General features: G+C 63.8%; 10 protein-coding genes and 1 tRNA gene. 3 read left to right on the top strand and 8 right to left on the bottom strand.

What is annotated here, in order from left to right; translation table 11 throughout:
* Nucleotides 1–307: 307 nt before the first annotated feature.
* The 3 genes from ASE71_RS31880 to ASE71_RS31870 all read left to right on the top strand — a co-directional run bounded on the left by ASE71_RS31880 (nt 308) and on the right by ASE71_RS31870 (nt 4,635).
* Nucleotides 308–2,311, top strand: coding sequence for a methyl-accepting chemotaxis protein (locus ASE71_RS31880; protein ID WP_060519826.1), 2,004 nt, complete (start codon nt 308–310; stop codon nt 2,309–2,311).
* Between the two features lie 444 nt (nt 2,312–2,755).
* On the top strand, nt 2,756–4,237 hold the full coding sequence (locus ASE71_RS31875) for a sensor histidine kinase (RefSeq protein WP_060519828.1): 1,482 nt from the start codon (nt 2,756–2,758) through the stop codon (nt 4,235–4,237).
* Between the two features lie 321 nt (nt 4,238–4,558).
* Nucleotides 4,559–4,635: transfer RNA gene (locus tag ASE71_RS31870), tRNA-Arg, on the top strand.
* 218 nt (nt 4,636–4,853) lie between these two features.
* Here the strand turns inward: ASE71_RS31870 and ASE71_RS31865 are convergent.
* The 8 genes from ASE71_RS31865 to ASE71_RS31830 all read right to left on the bottom strand — a co-directional run bounded on the left by ASE71_RS31865 (nt 4,854) and on the right by ASE71_RS31830 (nt 14,140).
* Nucleotides 4,854–5,555, bottom strand: a complete 702-nt coding sequence (locus tag ASE71_RS31865) for a hypothetical protein (protein ID WP_200949920.1) — start codon at nt 5,553–5,555, stop codon at nt 4,854–4,856.
* Between the two features lie 217 nt (nt 5,556–5,772).
* On the bottom strand, nt 5,773–6,150 hold the full coding sequence (locus tag ASE71_RS31860) for a MerR family transcriptional regulator (RefSeq protein ID WP_060519830.1): 378 nt from the start codon (nt 6,148–6,150) through the stop codon (nt 5,773–5,775).
* Nucleotides 6,151–6,642: 492 nt separating this feature from the next.
* Entirely contained in the window at nt 6,643–7,074 is a 432-nt protein-coding gene (locus ASE71_RS31855; protein WP_060519832.1) for a DUF1810 domain-containing protein, read from the bottom strand.
* 42 nt (nt 7,075–7,116) lie between these two features.
* On the bottom strand, nt 7,117–8,103 hold the full coding sequence (locus ASE71_RS31850; protein WP_060519833.1) for an aldo/keto reductase: 987 nt from the start codon (nt 8,101–8,103) through the stop codon (nt 7,117–7,119).
* Between the two features lie 177 nt (nt 8,104–8,280).
* Nucleotides 8,281–8,865, bottom strand: a complete 585-nt coding sequence (locus ASE71_RS31845; protein ID WP_060519835.1) for an IMPACT family protein — start codon at nt 8,863–8,865, stop codon at nt 8,281–8,283.
* 219 nt (nt 8,866–9,084) lie between these two features.
* A complete protein-coding gene (gene putA, locus ASE71_RS31840; RefSeq protein ID WP_060519837.1) occupies nt 9,085–12,792 on the bottom strand; it encodes a trifunctional transcriptional regulator/proline dehydrogenase/L-glutamate gamma-semialdehyde dehydrogenase in 3,708 nt (1,235 codons plus the stop codon).
* 186 nt (nt 12,793–12,978) lie between these two features.
* Complete coding sequence (locus tag ASE71_RS31835; protein ID WP_034797263.1) at nt 12,979–13,293, bottom strand: YkgJ family cysteine cluster protein; 315 nt, start codon at nt 13,291–13,293, stop codon at nt 12,979–12,981.
* Nucleotides 13,294–13,333: 40 nt separating this feature from the next.
* Complete coding sequence (locus ASE71_RS31830) at nt 13,334–14,140, bottom strand: phosphodiesterase (RefSeq protein ID WP_034797261.1); 807 nt, start codon at nt 14,138–14,140, stop codon at nt 13,334–13,336.
* Between the last annotated feature and the right edge of the window lie 182 nt (nt 14,141–14,322).

Raw genomic sequence — 14,322 nt, 5'->3', positions numbered from 1 at the left:
GGAGGGCTTGACCGGACGTGCGCGGCTTATAAGGGGAATTTTCCCGGAAAGTCAATTGCGGGCGGCGATTCAGTAGCGACAGCACCGCAAAAAGCGCCGGCGCACCCGCCAAAGGCGATCCGTCGGGCCGCGAAAAGGAAAGCCAACTAGCCGAGATTGGTAAATGGAGCCCTAACTGGATCTCCCCAGAATGCCGGTCGAGGGCGACGAGCTTTATTAACCACGCCTATTTTAGGGTCCCTCCGGTGCATATGGGGCGGCGGCATGTCCGATAATCGGAAGCTCTCGTCACTCCGTGGAGGTCGGGATGAAAATACGCGGTAAGATCAATCTAATCGTCGGCATCATGAGCGTGCTGGCGGTTGCGGTGACCGGCATGTCGCTGGTTGCTGTCAGTAAATACAACGAAAAGTTCCACCAGTACGAGAACGTGGCGAAGCGCGCCTTCTACGCGGAACGCCTCAATCGTCTGGTGACCGCGGTCGTCATGGAATCGCGTGGCATCTATGCCGCCCCGACCATCGAGAAGGCCAAGCCCTTTGCCGAGGGCATTCGCAAGAATCTCGACAAGATCGACACGCTGCTCGCCGATTGGCGCCCGCTGATCCCCGCCGACACCAAAGCGTCCTTCGACACGCTGGTCGCCCGCGCCGCGGAATTCAGGACCTTCCGCGTCGAGACGGCGCGGCTTGGCGAAGAAGTTTCACCGCAGGCTGGCAACGAGCAGGGCAATACCGACGCAAATCGCGCCAACCGCAAGGCGTTCCAGGAGCAGATCGACGGCGTCGTCGACATCAACCTGAAGACGCTTGAAGTCGTGACGGCTGACGTTGCCACCTTCGAGCGCAGCGTGATCATCACGATTCTTGCTATCGCCGGCCTTGGCCTCATCGCCGGCATTGGAGCGGCCTTCTACATCGCCACGAACCATTTGAGCCGTCCGATCCTCGAGTTGACCGGCAAGATGAAGCAACTGGCTGGCGGCGATCTCACCGCGGAAGTGCCCTTCGTGGGCCGCAAGGACGAGATTGGCGAAATGGCAGAAGCCGTTCAGGTCTTCAAGCAGAACGGCCTGGCCGTACGCGACCTCAACGCGCAGGAAGCGGTACTGCGTGAAAAGAGCGCCGACCTGCAGTCGAGCATCGGCGTCGTTGTTGCGGCCGCTGCCGCCGGTGATTTCACCAAGCGCATCGGCAAGGACTACGAGAACGACGACCTCAACCGCTTTGCTGGCAGCGTCAACGAGCTGGTCGGCAGCGTCGATGCCGGTATCGCCGAAACCCGCCGGGTGATTGCGAGCCTTGCGGCCGGCGACCTGACCCAGAGCATGAACGGACATTATCAGGGTGCCTTCGCCGAGCTGCAGAAGAACGTCAACGAAACCCTTTCCACGCTGCAAAAGACGCTGCGCGAGGTCCGTGTGACCACCGACTCGATCAACGGCAATTCGTCCGAGCTGCGTTCGGCCGCCGACGATCTGTCGAAGCGGACGGAGCAGCAGGCCGCAGCCCTTGAGGAAACGTCTGCAGCGCTCGACCAGATCACGGTTGCGGTCAAGAGCTCCACCGAGCGGGCGCAGGAAGCGACCGTCATGGTCAACGAAGCCAAGCACAGTGCCGCGCAGTCGGCGGCCGTCGTGCGCAACGCCGTCGACGCCATGGGCCGCATCGAGCAGGCCTCGAGCGAAATCGGTCAGATCACCAACGTGATCGACGAAATCGCCTTCCAGACCAACCTGCTGGCGCTGAACGCCGGCGTCGAGGCAGCCCGTGCCGGCGATGCGGGCAAGGGCTTCGCGGTCGTCGCACAGGAAGTGCGTGAGCTCGCCCAGCGTGCCGCAAGTGCCGCCAAGGACATCAAGTCGCTGATCTCGAAGTCGGGCAGCGAAGTGGCAACCGGCGTCCGCCTGGTACAGGAGACCGGTTCGGCACTTGGCGAGATCGAGGAACGGGTCCTGAAAATCAACGACCACATCCACTCGATCGCGACGGCCGCGCGCGAACAGTCGACGGGCCTCAGCGAAGTCAGCACTGCCGTCAACCAGATGGACCAGGTGACCCAGCAGAACGCCGCCATGGTGGAAGAGGCGAATGCCGCAACCCACAAGCTCTCCGGCGAAGCCAACAATCTCGCGAGCCTGATCGCCTACTTCAAGGTCGACAATGTTGCCGCCCGGCCGATCGCCGTGGCTCGGGAGACGGCCCAGCCGGTCGCATCGCCCGCCCGCCGCATGATGGGCAACGTCGCCCGCGCGTTTGGCGGCGGCGGCTCCGCTGCGGCGGTTGCCAAGGACGATTGGGAAGAGTTCTGATCGGCGAATTGCCTTGCCAAGTGATTGGAGCCCGCGGTGCCATAAGGTGCCGCGGGCTTTCTGTTTCGTGAGCCTTCCAGACTTGCCCTCGATCAGGCCGCACGGCTGTCCTTGTCGTCCGCAAGGCTCGCCACTCGAACTGTTCCCTGGGTGACTTACACCGATGCCAATTCTGTGCAGGTAGGTCGAGCCGAGGCGGCGGCGCGCCGAAATTTGCTTCGGCGATGCAAGGGGAGAAAAATGGGCGGGACGCGATCCTTTGTCATGATCGACGGCACGAGACGAAGAGACAGCCGCGCCTATGCCGCACCCTCTAAGGTCCGTCTGCGATTGGAAAAACGGCGGCCATCTCCTATTATGCGCCGCAGGCGCGATGCCCCATGGCCCGGATGTTCATACGGGGTCCCAGGCGTTTTGGTTGACGGGCAGGAAAGTTTGTAAGGCATGGCGGAAGAAACACGTCCGGCGATGGCAGGCGAGGCATTGAGAACCGGTGCCGGGTTTTTCCGCGGCCTATCCGGCAAGCTGCTGCTCTTGACCATTGTCTTCGTCATGCTGGCGGAAGTGCTGATCTTCGCGCCGTCGGTTGCCACCATGCGCATTCGCTGGCTCGAGGATCGGCTGAATACGGCAGCCGCTGCTGCCGTCGTCGTCGATGGTCTGCAGAATGTCGAACTGCCGCGCAGCGTCCAGAAGGACACGCTGATGGCGACCGGCACGAAGGCGATCGTCATCCGGCGCAAGGACGCCTCGCGCATGATCGCGCTCACCGACATGCCGCTTGAGATCCAGGGCGAGTACGACGTCGCCAATTCCACAGCCGTCGCAGCCATCCGCGATGCTTTCGATACGCTGCTCTTCGGCGGCGACCGCGTGATCCGTGTCTATGGGCCGCTCGGCGAAAGCGATGCGACGATCGAGCTCCTGATGAAGGATGCGAGCCTGCGCAAGGCCATGCTCGTCTACTCGCGCAACGTCTTTGTCCTGTCGCTGATCATTTCGCTGATCACCGCGGCGCTGATCTTCCTGGCCATCAACCGCATGCTGATTGCGCCGATCCGGCGCATGACGGCCAACATGCAGGAGTTTTCCAACGATCCGGCCGATCCGGCCCGCGTGCTCGTGCCGCCGCAGGGGCACGACGAACTCGCCGTCGCCGGGCAGCATCTCGCCAGCATGCAGCGCGAGCTGCAAAAGACGCTGAAGCAGCAGAAGAGCCTGGCCGAACTCGGGCTCGCCGTGTCGAAGATCAACCACGACATGCGCAACATCCTGTCCTCGGCGCAGTTGATTTCCGACCGCCTGGCCGACGTGGACGACCCGGTGGTCAAGCGCTTCGCGCCGACCCTGCTGCGCACCATCGACCGCGCCGTCGGCTACACCCGCGAGGTCCTGTCCTACGGTCGCACGACCGAGGCCGAGCCGCATCGACGCTTCGTTGCGCTGAAACCGCTGGTCTCCGATGTCGCCGAATTGCTGGCGATCGATCCGCAATCCGGCATCGATTTCCAGATCCAGATGCAGGACGACCTCGAGGTCGACGCCGACAGCGAGCAGCTCTTCCGGGTGGTGCACAACATCTGCCGCAACGCCGTGCAGGCGCTGACCAATCACGAGCCGGAGGATGGCCGCCCACGCACCGTTGCCGTTTCCGCCATGCGCATCGGCAGCGTCGTCACCATTTCCGTGGACGATACCGGGCCCGGCATGCCGCCCAAGGCGCGGGAAAACCTGTTCGCCGCTTTCCGCGGCTCGGCGCGCTCCGGAGGCACGGGGCTTGGGCTGGCGATCGCGCGCGAACTGGTGTTGGCCCATGGCGGCACGATCGCGCTCGTCGAAAAGCCGACGCCGGGCACGCTGTTTCGCATCGAGCTGCCCGACCGGCCGGTGCCGCTCGACGCCTTCCGTTCGAAGTTCCGCCATTAGCGCCGCACATTCACCCTCTTGAGTGTCGAGCCGGAACCGTTGGTGATTCCATATTTGGGCGGGGTCTGACCGACCACCGCGCGCGGCTCGTCTGGCGCATGGGCGGCGGAGGTGGCACCCTTCAATTATTTTTCGCAGCCAGGTCCTGCGGCGGCACCCCTTGCTTTCCAGCGGGTTCAGCGCCGGCGCGGTTGCCTCGGTCCACAGCAAAGCGGGCGTGCCGTCGTAAAAATGAAATTTTTTACAGAACGGCGCTTGCAATCCCCGAAAGGACCCTTTAGAGAACCGCTCACGCAAGCGGTTCGACCGCTTCAGGCAAAAGCACCCGTAGCTCAGCTGGATAGAGCACCAGACTACGAATCTGGGGGTCAGGAGTTCGAATCTCTTCGGGTGCGCCATTCTTTTCAAAGACATAGATGATGTCTAGATCCGGTTCTTCCGGATCGCCACCTGGGTCGCGCGTCGCGACCTTGCGTTTCGCGACGCGCCTCTCACATCCTTCAAGTGTCTTCGTTTGCAGCGTTCCGCGGGCCAGGCTTGCGGCTGGTGAATCGCGATGCCGCTCCTTCACTGGATCCGAATCGAGCAGTCAGCGGCCCTGAGGGCTCGCGTTCCCTCAATCCGGTAGGCGGATCAGGACTGGCCCAGGCTGTAGCCCTTCTCGACGAGCCAGGCATCGTGAAGCCACTTTTCCGTTCCGCGGCGTCCGGGAAAGCTGATCCAGTGAATGTCGCGCTCGAAGACCATGACCTTGCGGTCCGCGCCGACGATGACCCACATCCAGAGGCCGTCGGCCTGGTTGCGCATCTTGACCTTCATGCCCGTGAGGGTCAGGCACCTCGGTGCGTCCCTTGCGGGTAACCCGCAGCGGTTCGTCATGCGGGTCGATCCAGCTGATCCTCATTCCCGGCAGAAGGTCCGGCGCCGCTTCACGCAGGAAGTCCATGGCGATTGCCTGCGCTTCCTCGCGTGTCGGCAACGGGTGGCGGACTAGGTCCAGATCGATCCGGGCAAAACCCTTGAGGCGGCCGTCGTCGGCGATGACGGTGCTGAAGTGCTCGCCGCCGAGGGCGGCATTGCGTCCGTCGGCGCGCTCGTAGCGGACGAGTTCCGCAGCTTCACCATCGACGACGGCGGTTCGGCGGGCTGCCTCGCGGTAACCGGCGGGCATGAAGGCGGCGATGGTGGCGGCTGCGGGGTGGGCACTGCCGGTCGCGGCTGGCGTTGCCTTGGTCTCTGCCTGGGCCATGTTTGCGGTTGCCGTGACGGCGACAAGGCCGAGGGCGGCAAGGACCGCGAGGGGGCATCTATGCGGCATGTCCAGAGCTCCTTTTGTCTGGTTTGGGGGGTCGGAAGGTGGTCATGAGATCGAGCCCTGCGATCGCGGATCGCCAAGGAGAGCGCTCAAGAAGCTGACGTTGCCGACAACGGAAGCGGAGTCGGCGTGGGCCGAGCCAGTAGGGCAAGTGAACCTATTAGTGTAACCTGACGTCAAGTGTAGATTATGCATGTGCCAAATCCCATTCGTGCCGCGCTTACTTTTGCCGCGCCTCGGAGATCAGCCCGTGCATGCGGGCGATGTTGTTTTCGAGGTCCCGTTTGAATGTCGAGAGCTCGTCGAGTTGGGCATTCGTCTTGTCGAGTTGGGCTTGCAGGATTTCCAGCACGCACTCCTTTCCCCGGATGCCGCTTGCATCCTCGAAATAGAGGTCGATGACAGCGGCGATCTCGTCGAGGCTGAGACCGAGACGTTTCAGCGCCGCGATCTTCTCCAGTCGTTTCGCGGCGGTCTCGTCATAGTAGCGGTAGCCGGCCCCTTCGCGCTCGGCCGGCTTCACCAGGCCCAGCCGCTCGTAGTAATGGATCGTGCGGTGGCTGACGCCGGCCCGTTCCGACAGTTCCCCAATTTGCATGAGCGACGACAATCCGGCACCTATCTAAACCTGACGTTGGGTGTAGATTTAGAAGGCAATCTGCCATTCGTCAATGGTTGTCGTGCCGCTTGTTTCGCGCGCGTCAGCGGGAGCTCCGGCAACGCTGACCCTCGAAAGGATTAGGAGACAATAATATATGTTAGTATATAATGATTTACACTGCTCGCGCGCGGTGTCGCGGCGGCAATGGGCCGGGCTGCAACGATCAAGAATCCGATCACGAAAGCGCGGGCGGGTTCACGATCTTTTGACGCCGAAGTGTGAAAATCGGTCCCTCGGCTTCCTATATGAAGGAGGAAGGGGCCGCTGAAGAAAGGAGGTGCCGATGTATCGCTATATGATGAAAGAACTGCTGGTGATTGTTGCTGGCCTTTCGGTTTGTGCCTTCATGATCCTGTTCTTCCTGATCCATTCGACGCCCAACCTCTGACGGTCGCCGAAACGCGCATCTTGAGCGCTTGAACGCCGGCATCAATGCCGTTGCGCCAGGATTTCCATAGTGCGCCGATCCTTCTCTCCCGCGAAATAGCGCGCAAGCGCCGCTCCGAACGTCCCCCCGTCTTTCTCGACCTCGGCAAACAGGGTCATCGATGACCGGAACTTCATGTCATCGGGGCTGGAGAAAATGTCGTGGGCCGATCTGCCCGTAACCGCATTGGTCCGCTCGGTGCATTCGCGCAGCCTGGGGCCGAGCACCGGATGGGCGAGATAGGCCGACGCTTCGCCAAGCCCGGATATCGCGTAGCGCTCTGCCATTGCCGAATGGCCAAGGCCAGCAAGCTGCGGAAAGACGAACCACATCCAGTGCGTTCGCTTTTGGCCGTGTGCGAGTTCATCGAGGACCGCGGCATAGACGCGGTCCTGTGCGGTGACGAACCGCTGCAGATCGAAGGGATCGCTCATGTCGCTGCCCCCCCCTTGGTCGCCCCGTCGTTGAGGCGTCAGTTACCAGCGATGATGAACATGAACCTTCACCAGCCGCTCGTAAACCGCGGCAATCGCCGCCTTGGTCTCGTCGTCGATGGCGGCAAGCGCGCTGGCAGCGGCGTTGGATTGCGCCTGAGCCTCATTGCGGGCGCCCGGGATCACCACGGAGACCGCCTGCTGCTCGAGGATCCAGCGGAGCGCAAACTGCGCCATCGGCACGCCCTCGGGCACCAGCGGGCGAAGCTGCTCGACGGCTTCCAGCGCCGCCTCGAACGGCACACCGGCAAAAGTCTCGCCGACATCGAAGGCTTCGCCATGGCGGTTGAAGTTGCGGTGGTCGTCGGCTGCGAATGCGGTATCCTTGCTGATCTTGCCGGAAAGCAGCCCCGAGGCGAGCGGCACGCGCACGATGACGCCAACATTCTTTTTCTGCGCTTCCGCGAAGAACAGCTCGTGCGGACGCTGGCGGAAGATGTTGTAGATGATCTGCACGGTCGCAACGCCGGGATATTCGATCGCCTTCAGCGCTTCCTCTACTTTTTCGACCGAGACGCCATAGTGGCGGATCTTGCCCTTGGCAACGAGCCGGTCGAGCGCGCCGAACAGTTCCGGCCGATAGTAGACCTCGGTCGGCGGGCAATGCAGCTGCACCAGATCGAGCATCTCGACGCCGAGATTTGAAAGGCTGCGGTCAATGAAGGCCTCGATGTTTTCGCCGGTATAGCCTTCGGTAACATGCGGGCTCAGCCGGCGGCCGGCTTTGGTTGCGACGAAGGGCTTGTCGCCCCCGCGCTCCTTCAACACCGCTGCAATGATCTTTTCGGAGCGGCCGTCGCCATAGACATCGGCGGTGTCAACGAAGGTGACGCCAGCATCGAGCGCGGCATTGAGCGCGCGCTTGCCGTCTGCCTCGCTGACATCGCCCCAGGAGCCGCCAATTTGCCAGGCGCCGAAACCGATTTCGGATATGGTTGCGCCGGTCTTGCCAAGAACTCTCGTCTTCATCGTGCTGTCTCCTGTTTGTGCGTCGCGGATCATACGCTGGCTGGGGCGCTTCTAATATGACTGTTCGGATCGAGTAAATTAGCGCGGGACGTGGCGCAGGATACCGCGCACATTTTTCGGCAGTGACCCGTTCGTTGCGGTCGGTGCTGCGCCGTGGGGTTTCTCGGACCTAAGGGGCTAGTCGTCCAGCGAAACCACGGCCTTGCCGCGGCTGAGGTCAACGACCATGGCGAGGATCGCCTCCGCCTCGTCCTTGCGAACCTCCACCGTCAGCACAGGCCCCTTGTCGGTGAAGCTCTCATTGATGATCGCCACATCGCGCGCGAGAAGCCGCGCCTTGATCAGCGCCATGTCGGAAAAATCGAGGGAGACGGTGGCGCGCACGGTCTCGATCATCTCGATCTTTTCCGCCGCCCTGAGGCACAGCGCCGCCGTGCCTCCATAGGCGCGCACCAGGCCGCCGCTGCCGAGCAGGATGCCGCCGAACCAGCGGGTGACCACGACCGCGACGCGGTCGAGCTCCTGGCCGTCTATGGCCGCGAGGATCGGTTTACCGGCCGTGCCGCTCGGCTCGCCGTCGTCACTGAAGCGATAGGCCTGGCCGATGCGCCATGCCCAGCAATTGTGGTTGGCGGTGGGGTCGGAGTGGGAGGCGAGGAAGTCTTTTGCCGCCTGCTCATCGGCAATGGGCGCGGCAAAGGCCAGAAACCGGCTCTTCTTGACGTCCTGGTTTGCCGTTTCGATGCGCTTGAGGGTGAACATGGCTGCTTCCGTTTCTCAGACGCTGATAACGGATTGTTGGGGGCGGCGCCACGGTGGATGCAGCTTGTGCTCTGGTAGATGCGGTCACGATGGAGACCGCACACACTTCGCCGTTGTCCCGGAACGAGTGCAGGGGCGAGGACGCCCTATTGGTGGAATGTCAGTCAGTTTAGCCCTCTCCCACGACGGGAGAGGGCGCTTCGCAAGATATGGAACCGATCAGCCGATCGCCATCAGGCTGGCATTGCCGCCGGCTGCTGCCGTGTTGATCGAGGTCGAGACCTCCTCGAGCAGCCAGTTCAGGCAATAGGCGTCGGGGTTCTTGACGATCTCTTCGCTCGAAGCCGCCTGGACGAGAACGAGCGGGCCGGGAAGGCCGGCGATCGTCTTGCTGACTTCGCGCACGCGGGCACCGTCACCTTCGACGAGCGCGCCTGCGAACGGACCGTCGGCGGCCCAATCCTTCGACCAGGAAAGGCGTGCGGCGACGCTCGCCGGCAGGTCCTTCAGCGAAGCCTGCAGATCGGAAGCCGCGTCGACGACGACGGTGTTGCCGGTCGCAAGGGCGGCACCCAGCTGGTGGTAGAGGCCGGTTTCGGTGGTCGGAACCAGCAGCACGCGGCCACGCGGATGCAGTGCATAGAGGTTGCGCTCGCCGACCGGGCCCGGAAGCTCGGAGTGGAGCCCGAGGGCCGAGTTGCTGCCGGCGGTGCGGGCGGCTTCGGCTTCCGCCTTTTTACCCTTGCCGTCGAGCCACTTGGCAAAGTCGAGCAGAACAGGATCGGTGTGAACCGAGCTGTGCTGCGGCGGGACCGGGGCGGTGGCGACGAGGCGGCCGAGATAGAGCGGGCCGCCAGCCTTCGGGCCGGTGCCGGAGAGGCCACGTCCGCCGAAGGGCTGAACGCCGACGACGGCGCCGATGACGTTGCGGTTGACGTAGAGGTTGCCCGCCTTCACCCGCGAGGTGACGTGGGCGATGGTCTCGTCGAGGCGCGTGTGCAGACCGAAGGTGAGGCCGTAGCCGGTGGCGTTGATGTCGTCGATCAGCCGGTCGAGATCGTCGCGGCGGTAGCGGATGACGTGCAGAACCGGACCGAAGACCTCGCGCTTGAGGTCCGAGAGCTTGTCGAGCTCGATGATCGTCGGTGGCACGAAGGTGCCCTGTTCGGTGCCGGAAGCAAGGCCGATCTGCTCGACCTTGCGGCCGAGGCCGCGCATGGCATCGATGTGCTTCTCGATGATGCCCTTGGCCTCAGCGGTGATAACAGGGCCGACATCGACCGCGAGCCGGTCGGTGCGGCCGATCTTGAGCTCATGCAGAGCACCCTTCAGCATCGAAAGCGTGCGGTCGGCAACGTCTTCCTGCAGGCAAAGAACACGCAGCGCCGAGCAGCGCTGGCCGGCGCTGTCGAAGGCCGAGGCGATGACGTCGCCGACGACCTGTTCGGCAAGTGCCGAGCTGTCGACGATCATGGCGTTCTGGCCGCCGGTTTCGGCAATCAGCGGGATCGGCCGGCCGGCCGGCGACAGTCGATCGGCAAGCTGCGCCTGGATCAGGCGGGCGACTTCGGTCGAGCCGGTGAACATCACGCCGGCGATCTCAGGCGCGGCAACGAGCGCCGCACCGATGCGGCCGTCGCCGGGGAGCAGCTGCAGCGCGTCGGCGGGAATGCCGGCCTCGTGCAGAATGCGCACGCCTTCGGCGGCGATCAGCGGGGTTTCTTCAGCGGGCTTCGCCAGCACCGGGTTGCCGGCGACGAGCGCGGCGGCAATCTGGCCGGCGAAGATCGCCAGCGGGAAGTTCCATGGGCTGATGCAGACGATGGGACCAAGCGCCTTGTGAGCCGGGCCGAGCGTGCGACGCGTCTGTTCGGCGTAGTAGCGTAGGAAGTCGATCGCTTCGCGCACTTCGGCAATGGCGTTCGGCAGCGACTTGCCGGCTTCGCGGGCGATGAGGCCAAGCAGGGTCGGCATGCGCGCCTGCATCAGATCGGCAGCGCGGGTAAGGCAGGCGGCGCGCTCGGCGGGCGAGACGGCGGCCCAGCTCGCGGCGGCCTTGGCGGCAAGCGTCGCTGCCTGGCGGGCGTCGGCTTCCGATGCCTCGGTGACGGAGCCGACCACGTCGCGGTGGTCGCCGGGGTTGACGACGGCGCGGGTTTCGCCGGAGGCAGGCCCCGTTGCCAGCTGCGGAACGGCCTTCCAGTTAACCGTCGCACTTGCCTGGAGCGCTGCGGTCAGCGAGGTCAGGCCGGCTTCGTTCGAAAGGTCGAGACCGGCGGAGTTGCGGCGCGTGTCGCCGAAGAGGTTGTCGGGCAGCGCGATCTGGTCGTGCGGTGCGCCAACGACCGGCATCGCGCGCACGATCTCGACCGGATCGGCAATCAGTTCGTCGACCGAGACCTTCGGGTCGGCGATGCGGTTGACGAAGGAGGAGTTCGCACCGTTTTCGAGCAGGCGGCGAACGAGGTAAGCCAGCAGCGTCTCATGGGTGCCGACCGGCGCGTAGATCCGGCAGGGACGGTCGAGATTGCCCTTGCCGACCACCTCGTCATAGAGCGGCTCGCCCATGCCGTGCAGGCACTGGAACTCGTACTTGCCGACCTTGAAGTCCTTGCCGGCCATTTCGTAGATGGTCGCCAGCGACTGGGCGTTGTGGGTCGCGAACTGCGGGAAGATCACGTCGGTTGCGGCCAGCAGCTTCTTGGCGCAGGCGATGTAGGAGACGTCGGTGTAGATCTTGCGGGTATAGACCGGAAAGTCTTCGAGACCGTCGAGCTGCGCGCGCTTGATCTCGGCGTCCCAGTACGCGCCCTTGACGAGGCGCACCATGACGCGGCGGCCGGCGCGGCGCGCAAGGTCGATGATGAAGTCGAGCACGTAGGGGCAGCGCTTGCCATAGGCCTGGACGACGAAGCCCATGCCGGCCCAGCCGGCGAGATCCTTGTCGAGGCAGAGTTCTTCGAGCAAGTCGAGCGAAAGTTCGAGACGGTCGGCTTCCTCGGCGTCGATGTTGAGGCCGATGTCGTATTTCTTGGCGATAACGGCGAGCGCCTTCACCTTCGGCAGAAGCTCTTCCATGACACGCGACGCCTGCGAACGGGCGTAGCGCGGGTGCAGCGCCGAAAGCTTGATCGAGATGCCGGGGCCTTCATAAATGCCGCGGCCGGCCGATGCCTTGCCGATGGCATGGATCGCCTGCTCGTAGTCGCGGTAGTAACGCTCCGCGTCGGCAGCCGTCGTCGCCGCTTCGCCGAGCATGTCGTAGGAATAGCGGAAGCCCTTCTGCTCGAGTGCGCGCGAACGGCGCAGCGCCTCGTCGATGGTTTCGCCGGTGACGAACTGTTCGCCCATCATGCGCATTGCCATGTCGACGCCGCGGCGGATGACCGGTTCGCCGCAGCGGGCGATCAGGCGGGTCAGCGCGGCGGAAAGGCTGCGGTCGTTGACGGTTGAGGTCAGCTTGCCGGTGACGACGAGACCCCAGGTGGCGGCGTTGACGAACAGCGAGCGGCCACCGCCGATATGCGACTTCCAGTCGCCGTCGGCGATCTTGTCGCGGATCAGTGCGTCACGGGTTGCGGTGTCCGGAATGCGCAGCAGCGCTTCGGCCAGGCACATCAGCGCCACGCCTTCCTGGCTGGAGAGCGAATATTCCTGCACGAGGCCTTCGACGCCCGAACCCTTGTGCTTGGCGCGTAGCGCCTCGATCAGCTTGCGCGCCGTCTTGGCGGCGGCCGCACGGGTGGTGGCGTCGAGCGTTGCGGCTTCGACCAGTGCCGGCAGCGCTTCCGTTTCCGGCCGGCGGTAGGCGGCGGTGATCGCCTGGCGCAGCGTGCTCTGCGGTCGGACTGGCGGGGCGAACTCGGCAAAGGGAGCCTGAGGCGCGCCGGTCTCTGCAGTGGTCTTGTGAAGCGGTGTCTGGCTCATCGAGCGCTATCCTCCGGGAAGCGGTTTTGAAGGCGCGGCGCGCCCTCGATCGTGGGCGGAAAATACGCTTCCTTTCGCCGTACATCCATCCGGCAAATTTGATCTTTAGCGGAATGTTTCACCGTCCCACGCGCGCGGCGCCGCAGAGGATGCGGAATGTTTGCAAATTCGCCGGATGATCCGGTGTTATGCGGCCTTGCCGAAATGCTTCTCGCGGGCCATCAGGCACTCGTCATCGCCCGGCATGCAGGTGCGACAGACGATCGGTCGGATCGCGTAGATCTTGCAGCCGACATGGTCGCCGAGCTTGCCGTTGAGCGCCAAGCAGCGATCGTCCTCGCAACGCATGCCGCCGAGATCGGCGGACACATACTCCGCCGGGATCAGGTCGAGCTCCTCGTCCGTCTCCAGCGAGAAACGCGGCCAGTCGGCCGAATAGGCGCAGCAGGCGCCGCAGCTCTGGCAATCGAAGCTTTCGTCGAGGGATACGGGTTCGGTCATGCCGTCAAATTAGCATGAAGGCCGTGCGTTCGAAATGGCCTTACGCGATGGCGGCATCCCGGCGAGCGATCTCGTAGTCCTCCGTATGCACCAGCACGCCATCGGCGGTCACGACAGCGATGCCATAGGCCGCCGGTTCGTCGACCGACAACGACGCGTCCGGTGCATCGAAGGGCATCGGCTGCTGGTGCACCGGGCTCTTGAAAACCGAGAAGGGAATGCCGCGGGAAGAACCGCTGATCGTGCGGTGCACATGGCCGGCGAAGATGTGCCGGACATTGCCGTGCCGTTTGACGAGATCATAAAACTCCGCCTCGTTGGCGAGCCGGATCATGTCCATGCCACTAAAGCCGGTCCTGTGCGGCGGGTGATGCATGAAGATGAGCACCGGCCGGTCGCCGGCATCGGCCAACTGCCGGTCGAGCCAGGCGAGACGCTTGGCGCAAAGTACGCCGGCATGGCTGGTCGGATAATCATAGGGCGGGGCAAACAGCGTATCGAGCAGGAGGACGCGGCAATCGGCAAAATCGATCGCCTGCTGCACGAAGCCATTCTCGTCGGTCTCGGCATCGGCAAAGACGTCGCGGAACACCTCGCGCCGGTCATGATTGCCGATGGTGATGGCGACCGGCGGCGTAAGCTGATCGATCAGCCGCTTCAGGCGCTCGTAGGACGCGCGGTCCGCATAGTGGGTGAGGTCGCCCATGAAGACCACCCGGTCTGCGTCCGCATGGTAGCGGTTGACATGCGCGATGCCGTTGGCCAGCCGCTGATGGGGGTCAAGGCCGATGATTGTCGTACCCTCGGGCACCATATGCAGGTCGGTGAAGATGATCAGCTTTGTCATGGAGTTCCAGTGGGTTGCGTCCGATTGGCCCAAGCTGTCGCGCCGACGGGCGTGCGTCAAGCCGCATCTTTGGGCTCGACAGACGAACTGCGGCCCGCGGTTTTTCTTGCGGGCGCGCGCGGAAAGCGGTAATGCAGGCGCATCTGATATATCAGCCATGGTCGCCGCTAAGGCTATGGCAA

This window comes from Ensifer sp. Root954 (assembly GCF_001429005.1).
Lineage (GTDB): Bacteria > Pseudomonadota > Alphaproteobacteria > Rhizobiales > Rhizobiaceae > Ensifer > Ensifer adhaerens.
The sequence above is the reverse complement of the archived record's forward strand: the minus strand, read 5'-3'. Positions and strand labels throughout refer to the sequence as shown.

What these genes read in the sequence shown, in the direction of transcription:
- ASE71_RS31880 (WP_060519826.1), top strand. Translation starts at nt 308, where the DNA reads ATGAAAATACGCGGTAAGATCAATCTAATCGTCGGCATCATGAGCGTG.
- ASE71_RS31875 (WP_060519828.1), top strand. Translation starts at nt 2,756, where the DNA reads ATGGCGGAAGAAACACGTCCGGCGATGGCAGGCGAGGCATTGAGAACC.
- ASE71_RS31865 (WP_200949920.1), bottom strand. Translation starts at nt 5,555, where the DNA reads ATGCCGCATAGATGCCCCCTCGCGGTCCTTGCCGCCCTCGGCCTTGTC.
- ASE71_RS31860 (WP_060519830.1), bottom strand. Translation starts at nt 6,150, where the DNA reads ATGCAAATTGGGGAACTGTCGGAACGGGCCGGCGTCAGCCACCGCACG.
- ASE71_RS31855 (WP_060519832.1), bottom strand. Translation starts at nt 7,074, where the DNA reads ATGAGCGATCCCTTCGATCTGCAGCGGTTCGTCACCGCACAGGACCGC.
- ASE71_RS31850 (WP_060519833.1), bottom strand. Translation starts at nt 8,103, where the DNA reads ATGAAGACGAGAGTTCTTGGCAAGACCGGCGCAACCATATCCGAAATC.
- ASE71_RS31845 (WP_060519835.1), bottom strand. Translation starts at nt 8,865, where the DNA reads ATGTTCACCCTCAAGCGCATCGAAACGGCAAACCAGGACGTCAAGAAG.
- putA (WP_060519837.1), bottom strand. Translation starts at nt 12,792, where the DNA reads ATGAGCCAGACACCGCTTCACAAGACCACTGCAGAGACCGGCGCGCCT.
- ASE71_RS31835 (WP_034797263.1), bottom strand. Translation starts at nt 13,293, where the DNA reads ATGACCGAACCCGTATCCCTCGACGAAAGCTTCGATTGCCAGAGCTGC.
- ASE71_RS31830 (WP_034797261.1), bottom strand. Translation starts at nt 14,140, where the DNA reads ATGACAAAGCTGATCATCTTCACCGACCTGCATATGGTGCCCGAGGGT.